Origin of the sequence: Xenorhabdus sp. PB62.4 (genome assembly GCF_014467285.1) — a bacterium.
Taxonomy (GTDB): Bacteria; Pseudomonadota; Gammaproteobacteria; order Enterobacterales; family Enterobacteriaceae; genus Xenorhabdus.
In genome coordinates, this window is sequence record NZ_NKHR01000072.1 from 1 (window position 1) to 1,898 (window position 1,898).

Annotated in this window: 1 protein-coding gene and 1 pseudogene; both read right to left on the bottom strand. The window is 27.7% G+C overall.

Features of this window, described 5'->3' with window-relative positions; genetic code table 11:
- Positions 1-260 precede the first annotated feature (260 nt).
- Positions 261-1,619, bottom strand: coding sequence for an SIR2 family protein (locus tag Xenpb_RS19195; RefSeq protein WP_255523216.1), 1,359 nt, complete (start codon positions 1,617-1,619; stop codon positions 261-263).
- Between the two features lie 159 nt (positions 1,620-1,778).
- A pseudogene (locus Xenpb_RS19200) lies at positions 1,779-1,898 on the bottom strand (ISAs1 family transposase); the annotation flags it as partial.

Below are 1,898 nucleotides of genomic sequence, written 5' to 3' on the forward strand. Positions count from 1 at the left end.
CATCACGAGTTGTATCATGCATCAATTCGAGGGCTTCTTTTTGGGCATCTGTTAGATTAATTTTCATGGGCGCGATCCTGCGCTGATATGAATGAAAAATCAAGCATCTTCAATTACGACGGGTATAAACATAATAATCTACGATATGGTGTGCTTATTTTATCTTCCATATCGATTAAATAATTTTTTAATTCATCTAAATTTATTCTATCCAAATATGCACTATAAAATATATACTCATCCTTCCTTGAGTTAGATATTTAATCATCAAGAAATATATCTAAAATATTAGAATGGTTTTTTTGATAATTCCCACTTCCAATTCCATTAAAATACTCATTTATTTTTTTCACTTGCTGTTTTTTATATTTTTGAACGCGTTCTAATTTATAGCATATTTTAGAGAAAGCATATATAGGGAAATATTGAGAAGCATTAATAGTTTGTTTGTTTAACAATTCTATTAATTTTTCATTCGATTTATCTAAAATCTCAAAGTAATTCTGCATCATTTCTTTAGCTGGTTGATATTCATATTTTATATTATCACGTGAGCCAACAGCCAAAATCATTTGGTTGTTTTTTAGTTCATCTAAATTATCTATTATACTGACTTCAATATTACCTCCCGCCCTTATTTCATTCCAAGCTTTTTGTACCTTTCTAATATCCATTGCTGAAACGGGAAGAATTAATTCTGATAATGTTTTATATATGGTAGTGTAATTGTCTGTTTTTATTTTATTTATTCTAATAGTTACATTCTCGTCTATCCGTATGTCATGCTCTACTATAGCCTCGGATGTTGAATTTTCCTCATATTCAACCAATAAGAAATTATCTCTTATTTTTTTAGATAATTCAGTGTTGCTGGAAACATAGGAAAATATTGTTTTTAATATTTTTTGTATATTTGAATCGCTGACGCTATAACCCAAGAAAATTATTGGATTATGTATGAATAATGATAATAACTGCGCACGTATTAAATCATATTTATATTCGAATAATTTATAGTCTTCCTTTGTTATAATTATATCCTCTGGACTACTAATGCAGCCATGTATTTTATAAACAGAACCATATGGATTACTTAAGAGAATATTATTTCCAACCAAAGGTTCGAATTCAAATATTTTTTCCACTAACGTACCATAATTAGTGGTTATTATTGAACCTATATTTTTCCTTACTTTAAGTAATTCATTGAGTTCACTTTGCTTATCATTCCTTATGATTTTATCTTTTAATAATTTAGTTATATATATTTTGAATCTACTTAAATTTATTTCATTGTTCATGTTTTCATAAAAAATATCATTTATTTCTTTAAATTTACCATCCCTATCCTTTTGTAGTTTTTCATTAAATATCTTTTCTATTTCAGTGGCTATTTCTTCATACTTATATTCTCCATTTATATAATTTTTAGACTTAATATCTAAGTACATTTCTTTATTTTCTGTTAACTCATAACATACATGTTGAAGCAACTCATTCCAGTTAAATGAATTCTTCAGGTATCGTAAACTAAAACCTGACCCAATAAATAAAACAGGGTGATTTTTGAACTGTGAGACAAATTCTTGAATATCCATACCTATTCTTAATGTAGACATACGATCCCCTCAATTTAAACAATCAATTACATAAATTCTATGCATTTTTTATATATTTTTGATGAGCTTATATATGCATTGAAAATAATAACATTTTGTTATTATTTTATAGAATGACTGTCATGACTACTCAGGGCGGGATTCCACTTTGTATTAAGTTTAATCAAATATAAGCTGACTACGGAATTCCGCTGACCACATTGCTCTTCGGCGTTTAGCGGCCTGACTGTCCTTTATACTGGTATTTTGTTTAATCACATTTAATGCAATTCGATTAAA

What these genes read in the sequence shown, in the direction of transcription:
- Xenpb_RS19195 (WP_255523216.1), bottom strand. Translation starts at nt 1,619, where the DNA reads ATGTCTACATTAAGAATAGGTATGGATATTCAAGAATTTGTCTCACAG.